Annotated in this window: 6 protein-coding genes; 5 read left to right on the top strand and 1 reads right to left on the bottom strand. The window is 66.6% G+C overall.

What is annotated here, in order from left to right; all coding sequences use genetic code 11:
* Nucleotides 1-80 precede the first annotated feature (80 nt).
* Genes ACO6D5_RS11275 through ACO6D5_RS11255 form a run of 5 tightly spaced genes read left to right on the top strand, consistent with a single transcriptional unit; the run spans nucleotide 81 to nucleotide 6,451 of the window.
* Nucleotides 81-2,342, top strand: a complete 2,262-nt coding sequence (locus ACO6D5_RS11275; RefSeq protein WP_485825423.1) for a TonB-dependent siderophore receptor — start codon at nucleotides 81-83, stop codon at nucleotides 2,340-2,342.
* Nucleotides 2,339-3,502 carry an ABC transporter substrate-binding protein gene (locus ACO6D5_RS11270; RefSeq protein ID WP_485825422.1) on the top strand — a complete coding sequence of 388 codons (1,164 nt, stop codon included), beginning with the start codon at nucleotides 2,339-2,341 and terminating at the stop codon, nucleotides 3,500-3,502. The genes ACO6D5_RS11275 and ACO6D5_RS11270 overlap by 4 nt, the downstream gene beginning before the upstream one ends.
* Complete coding sequence (locus ACO6D5_RS11265; protein ID WP_315846163.1) at nucleotides 3,499-4,575, top strand: iron chelate uptake ABC transporter family permease subunit; 1,077 nt, start codon at nucleotides 3,499-3,501, stop codon at nucleotides 4,573-4,575. The genes ACO6D5_RS11270 and ACO6D5_RS11265 overlap by 4 nt, the downstream gene beginning before the upstream one ends.
* A complete protein-coding gene (locus tag ACO6D5_RS11260) occupies nucleotides 4,572-5,372 on the top strand; it encodes an ABC transporter ATP-binding protein (RefSeq protein ID WP_485825421.1) in 801 nt (266 codons plus the stop codon). The genes ACO6D5_RS11265 and ACO6D5_RS11260 overlap by 4 nt, the downstream gene beginning before the upstream one ends.
* A complete protein-coding gene (locus ACO6D5_RS11255; RefSeq protein ID WP_485825420.1) occupies nucleotides 5,369-6,451 on the top strand; it encodes a hypothetical protein in 1,083 nt (360 codons plus the stop codon). The genes ACO6D5_RS11260 and ACO6D5_RS11255 overlap by 4 nt, the downstream gene beginning before the upstream one ends.
* On the opposite strand, the gene ACO6D5_RS11250 is transcribed toward ACO6D5_RS11255, so the two are convergent.
* Nucleotides 6,411-6,913 (bottom strand): TetR/AcrR family transcriptional regulator (locus ACO6D5_RS11250; protein ID WP_485825419.1); only part of this gene is annotated, 503 nt, incomplete at its 5' end. The genes ACO6D5_RS11255 and ACO6D5_RS11250 overlap by 41 nt on opposite strands.

Below are 6,913 nucleotides of genomic sequence, written 5' to 3'. Positions count from 1 at the left end.
CGGTAATGCGAGTCATTTATATTGACCGACGGTCGGTCGACTTATATACTGCGCCGCTCCAAGACCAATGAACCGACGTCATGACTTTCCTTTGCACGGCGCCCAAGACCGACCGCGCCCGCCGTTTCACCCCTTCCCCCTTCCCGGCCGGCCGCTGCACCACGGCCTTCGCGTTGGCCGCCCTGACCTATGGCCCGCTGCTGGCGGCGCAATCGCCGGCCGGTACGGACCCGGCGCGCAGCGCCGTGCAGACGCTGCCCGCACTGACGGTGACCGGCGGCCTTCCCGCCGATGACGCGGACGGTCCGGTACAAGGCTACGTGGCGGAACAATCCCGCATCGGCACCAAGACCCGTACGCCGTTGTTGGAAACACCGCAGTCGATTTCCGTGATCACGCGCGAGCAGATGGACACGCAGCAGGCCGCCACCACCAGCCAGGCCTTGCGTTACACGGCAGGTGCGAACAGCGAGAAATATGGCGCCTTTGGGGGTCAGCTTGACCTGACGCGGATCCGCGGCGTGGATGCCGACTACTACCTCGACGGCCTGCGGATGATCGCCAATGTGTCCACATGGACCGCACAGGTCGACCCGTTCGCGCTCGAGCGCGTGGAGGTGTTGCGCGGACCGTCCTCGGCCGTCTACGGCCAAGGCACCGGCGGCGGGATCGTCAACCAGGTCAGCCGCCGCCCGCAGTCCGACGCCGCGCACGAAATCAACCTGCAGATGGGTAATTTCGGGCGCAGGCAGTTGGCCATCGACACCACCGGCCCCATCGACGACGACGGCAATTGGTTGTATCGCCTGACGGCGATCGGCCTGGATTCCAAAGGGCAAGTCGAAGACGTCAAGCACGAACGGGTCTACCTGGCGCCCGCCCTGACCTGGCGCCCCAGCGCCGCCACCTCGTGGACCCTGCTGGCCACGCATTCACGCGAACCGCAAATCCCCGACTACAACAGCTTGCCCGCCGTGGCACTGGGGCTGAACCACAGCCCGTATCCGCAGGTCGATCGCCGGCGCAACTACACGGACATGGATTTCCAGGGGTCCAGCCGCAAGCAGGACTCGGTCAGTTCGCTGTTCACGCACGCATTCAGCAACGGCTGGACGTTCAACAGCAATATGCGCTACCTGTACGTGAATTCCGACATCCAGCGCACGTCCATTTATGGCTACCAGGACCGTGGCGGGCATCTTTGGCTGGAGGGCACGTACGGCTTGGCCCCCGCCAGCTCCAACACCTTTTCCGCGGACAACAACCTGACCGGTGAATTCAATCTGGGGCCGACCCGCCATACCCTGCTATTGGGCGTGGATTACGCGCGCGGCACCCTGCGCAGCGACTCCTACCGCATGGATCCGGTGGCGTTCGATCCCTATGCCCCTGACCACTACCGTCCCAGCGCCTTGCCGGACTTCACCGATAGCAAGATCAACTGGCCCTACAACGTGCGCCAGCGGTTCGACCGCGTCGGCCTCTATGCCCAGGATCAAGTCGCGTACGGCGGTTGGCGCCTGACGCTTAGCGCCCGTCACGACTCCTCCAGCACCGAAGACGAATCGCGCAGCTATTCCGCCGCCTGGAAAAACAGCGATCAACGCGACAGCAAGTGGAGCACGCGCGCCGGCCTGGGCTACGTGTTCGACAGCGGCGTGTCTCCCTACGTCAGCTATTCGACCTCGTTCGATCCGGTGCTGGGCAACGACTATGGCGGCAATGCCTTCAAACCTACGGAGGCCACGCAGTACGAGGCGGGCATCAAGTACCACCCGGCCAACTCCCGGACCCTGCTGAGCGCGGCCGTCTTCCAGTTGAACCAGACGAACGTCAAAACCTCGGACACCCGCCATCTGGGATTCTGGACCCAGTCGGGCGAAGTCCGGTCACGCGGGTTCGAGTTGCAGGCCAACACCGAACTGGCGCGCAACCTGAACCTGATCGCCAGCTATGCGTATCTGGACAACACGCTCTTGAAAGACGCGGCCTACCAGGGCAAAAGCCTGGCCCAGACGCCCCGCCACAGCGCTTCCGCCTGGGTGGACTATCGCGTGGGCGGCGGCCTGCTGGCGGGCATGCAACTCGGGGCGGGCGTGCGTTACCTGGGGTCCACCTATGGGGATCCGTCCAACACATTCAAGGTGCCGGCCGTCACCTTGCTGGACATCGCGTTGAGTTACGACCTGTCGCGCCTGTCGGCGAGCCTGAACGGCGCCGCCGTCTCGCTGAATGTCAGCAACCTGACCAACAAGCAGTATGTGGCCAGTTGCGTATCGGCCATGTATTGCTTCATCGGCCAAGACCGCACGGCGGTCGCCACGCTGAGCTACCGCTGGTGAGCCCCCTCTCTCCTGCCCCGTCGCGGCGGCGCCGCGCGATGCTGCAAGGCGCCGCCGCGCTCGCATTGCTCCGCCTGCCGGCACGGCCTGCGCACGCGCGCGCCACGGTCTCGCTGGACGACATCGCGGGACGCCGCGTGGCGGTCCGCCTTCCCGCCACGCGAATCGTGCTGGGCGATGGGCCATTGGCCTACGTGGTGGCGCTGTTGCAGCCGGGAGATCCGTTTTCGACGGTTGTGGGATGGGGCGACAACTTCCGCTCGGCCGATCTGGGCGGATACACCACCTACCTGCGGCGTTTTCCGGCCATCGACCGCATCCCGACCTTCCGCGGCTCCAACGTGGGCGCCATCGACATCGAACTGGCCATATCGCTGGAACCGGATGTGGTGGTGCTGAACCTGAGCTCCCGTCCGGCCGCGGAGTCTTCGGGTCTGATGGCCCGCTTGAACCGGGCAGGCGTGCCCGTCGTGTTCGTGGATTTTCGAACTCGCATGTTCGAGAACACGGCTCGCAGCATCCGGATCATGGGTGAGTTGCTGGGCACGCCCGACCGCGCCGAGGCGTTCCTGCAATTCCGGCAGACGCAGATCGACCTTGTCACGACGCCGTTGCAAGGCGTGCGCCGGCGCCCCACCGTGATGATCGAGCGGGCCGCCGGCCTGTATGACGACTGCTGCCTGTCTTATGGCGACGGCAACTTCGGCCAGCTGGTCAGCGCGGCAGGCGGCGAAAACCTGGGCAGCCGGTGGCTGCACGGCACCTTCGGCACCTTGCACCCCGAGCAGGTCATTGCCGCGGACCCTGATGTCGTGCTGGTGACGGGCGCCAACTGGAGCCTCTACTCCCCGGCGGGAGACTGGGTCAACCTGGGACCGGGCGCCGATCCCGTCGAAGGCCATGCCCGTCTGCGGCGCCTGATGCAGCGTCCCGCCTACCGCGCGCTGAGCGCCGCCAAGGCGGGGCGCGTCCATGCGATCTGGCATCCGTTCTACGACAACCCCTATTACTTCATCGCCTTGCAGCGGGTGGCCAAATGGCTGCATCCCGAACGCTTCGCGCACCTGGATCCTGATGCGACTTTCCGCGAACTCCACGCCCGCTTCCTCCCGGTTCCCTACCAGCCGGGCTATTGGCTGAGCCTGAACGCCGACTTATGACACAAGCCCCCTTCCCCGACCTTGCCTCGCCGGCCGAACGTGAACACGGCCGCAGCCTTTACCGCCGGCTGGCCCGCCGGCGCCTGGGCATCCTGGCCAGCCTCAGCCTCTTGACGCTGGCCTGCCTGGCGCTGGATTTGTCCAGCGGCCAGGCGCTCTACACGCCGTTCCAGATCCTGTCCGCATTGTGGCGCGCCGACGCGCCGCTTGCCATCCAGGTGATCTTCTGGGATCTGCGCCTGCCCGTCGCGCTGTCAGCGCTGGTGGTCGGGGCGAGCCTCGCGGTTGCCGGCGTGCAGATGCAGACTGTGCTGAACAATCCCTTGGCCAGCCCGTTCACGTTGGGGCTGTCGGCGGCCGCAAGCTTTGGCGCTGCCATCGGGCTTGTGCTTGGGGTAACGATCCTGCCCGCGTACGCCGTCGCGTACGCGATCCCGGTCAACGCCTTCCTGGTGTCCATGCTGGCCGCGGTATTCATCCACCGCCTGAGCCGCCGTCAGGGGATCACCAGCGAGATGATCGTGCTGCTGGGGACAACGCTGGTGTTCTCTTTCACGGCCTTGCTGGAAGCGTTGCAGTACGTGGCGCCCGATCAGGCCCTGTCGGCCGTCGTTTTCTGGACGATGGGAAGCCTGTCGCGCGCGAACTGGATCAAGCTTGCCATCATGGGCGCGACCTTGCTGGGCGTATGGCTGGTCTTTGCCCGCCAGGCCTGGGCGCTGACCGCGCTGCGACTGGGCGAGGCGCGCGCCGCAAGCCTGGGCATCCAGGTCGCCCGCCTGCGCCTGAGCAGTATCCTGCTGGGCAGCTTGCTGGCATCGGTGTGCGTGTCCTTCGTCGGAACGATCGGCTTCATCGGGCTGGTCGGCCCGCACATTGCGCGGCTGCTGGTGGGGGAAGACCAGCGCTTTCTGCTTCCGGCATCCGCCTTGTGCGGCGCGCTGCTGCTGTCGGCCGCCTCCGTGCTGAGCAAGTCGCTGCTGCCCGGCCAGACACTTCCCATCGGCATCGTCACCTCCCTGGTGGGCGTGCCGCTGTTCTTCGTCCTGATCCTGAGACGGAGGCGGGCATGACGGCGCTTCTTGACGTTCGCGACCTGTCCGCGTCGTTCGGCGCGCGACGCGTGTTGCGCCAGCTGCAGCTGGGTCCGCTTGCCGCCGGCACGGTCACCGCCCTGCTTGGCTCGAATGCCGCCGGCAAATCCACGCTGTTGCGCCGTATCGCCGCGGAGCTGCCCGGCGCGGGCACAGTACGGGTGGCCGGACGGCCGGTCAACGAGTGGCCGCCGCAGCATCCCAACCGGCCCGCGCATGTGCCCCAGGACTTTTCCATCGGATCGTCGTTACGCGTATTCGAAGCCGTGCTACTGGCTGCCAAGCAAGGCGGCGGCTGGTCCGTGGACGCCGATGAGCTCGACCGCGTCACGCAGTTGCTCAAAACCCTGCACATCGACGGCCTGGCGGACCGCGAACTGGCCGCGCTCAGCGGCGGGCAGCGACAGCTGGTCTCCATCGCCCAGGCGCTGGTGCGCGCGCCGCGCGTGCTGCTGCTGGACGAGCCCACCAGCGCGCTCGACCTGCAACGCCAATTCGACGTCCTGGCGCTGTTGCGGCGCTTGTCGCGCCAGCAGGCCATGTGCATGGTCATGGCGATCCACGACATCAATCATGCGCTGCGCTTCGCCGACCATGTGGTCGTGCTGCATGACGGCACGACGTTGACCCAGGGCGTGCCGCATCTGGTCATCACCCCGGCCTTGCTGGCGCGCGTGTACGGCGTACGGGCGCGTGTTGAACAGTGCTCGCGGGGACATTGGCAGGTGATCGTCGACGGCTCGCTGCACAGCCCCCCTGGAGATTGCGCGCCATGATCACTGTCGTAGTCAAAGACGCCTTGCGCGCCCGGGTGGAAGCGGCATCCGGCGGCGCACAGACCGTGCTCTACACCCGGCGCGGCCAGCCCAGCCATGTGAACATCATCTTGCGCGAACACCTGGGGCTTGGCGAACATCCCGCCTTCATGCTGCGAGGCCAGCCTCGGCAGGAATTCTTCTATGGCACTTACCCCGGCGTCATCCGCGACGGCGAACTGCTCAGCCTGCCCGGGCAGCCGCCCGCCAGCGGCATCGACTTTGCAACGGCCAGCCGCGCGGCCCGCGCCTGCGGCGAAGGCTGGCACCTGAGCACCAACGCGGAACGCGCAGCGCTGATGCGATGGGGCAACGCCCGGGGGCTGGCCTCGCAAGGCAATACCGACCATGGCCGCGACATCCGCGATGGCGCGGCGCACGGACGGCGGGTCGACGCCGCCGTTTCCGGCGAACCGGCCGGCAATCCGGCAACCTTGACCGGGTCCGGCCCGGACAGTTGGCGGCACGACCATACGCCGCACGGCATCGCCGATCTGTGCGGAAACCTCTGGGAATGGCAAGCGGGCCTGCGCCTGGTGGACGGCGAGATCCAGATCATTGCGGACAACGACGCCGCTCATGCGGACCTGGCGGCGGACTCCCCGGCGTGGATGGCTGTCCGCATTCGGGACGGATCCCTTGTGCCGCCGGGCACGCCCGGCTCGGCCAAGTTCGATGCGCCCACCCGTCGACGCGACGGCAATGCCGGCGCGCCGCAACTGTCGGACGCCATCATCCACCACGTGGGCCAGGCGGGTAGCGACGCGAATACCCCCGGACTGATGGACGCGCCCTTCCGCGACATCACAGCGGCGGCCGGCATCTCGCCCCCCTCGCTGCTGATCGCGCTAGGCGTACTTCCGGATGCCCGCGTCCGCGACCGTGCGCAGGCCTATCTGCGCAACCACGGCGAGCGCCTGTTCATGAGCGGCGGCGCGTGGTATTCGGGGTGCGACGCTGGCCTGAACGCCTTGTGTCTGAGCCACCCGCGCAGCCACTTCAGCGCGACGGTCGGCGCCCGCCCCGCCTTCCTTCTGTGACGCCCAGCATGCGCAGACAGTCGTCCGAGACGCTGCGCGCGAAATCGGTGCAATCTTTCAAGTTGGCGGAAATGGCATCGTCGGTGACGCCATGCACGCCGGAATAGATCATCAGGGCGGTGATCCGGGGTTGCGGCAGCGGCCACAAGCCTGCCGCCTTGCCGCCTTCCAGGATCTCCAGCAACTGCTCCAGGATGGCGTTCTTGTCCCGGTTCTGGCGGTCGTGATGGTGATGGTTGCTGTAGACGATGTCGTGCGTCCGGTAGGTGTCCGCATAGGTCTGGACGCTGGCGTGAACCCATGCTTGCAGCTTGCCGACCCAATCGTCTTCATCACAGGCGTCGACGGCGAGTTCCAGCGCTTCCAGAAACTGGCGCGTGTACCGTTCGGCCAGTGCCGCCAACAGGTCGGTCTTGGCGGCGAAGTAGTGGTAGAACGTGCCTTTGGCGACTTTCGCCTCTT

This window comes from Achromobacter sp., from assembly GCF_057314935.1.
Note: the sequence above shows the minus strand (reverse complement) of the source record. Positions and strands in the feature narration are given on the sequence as shown.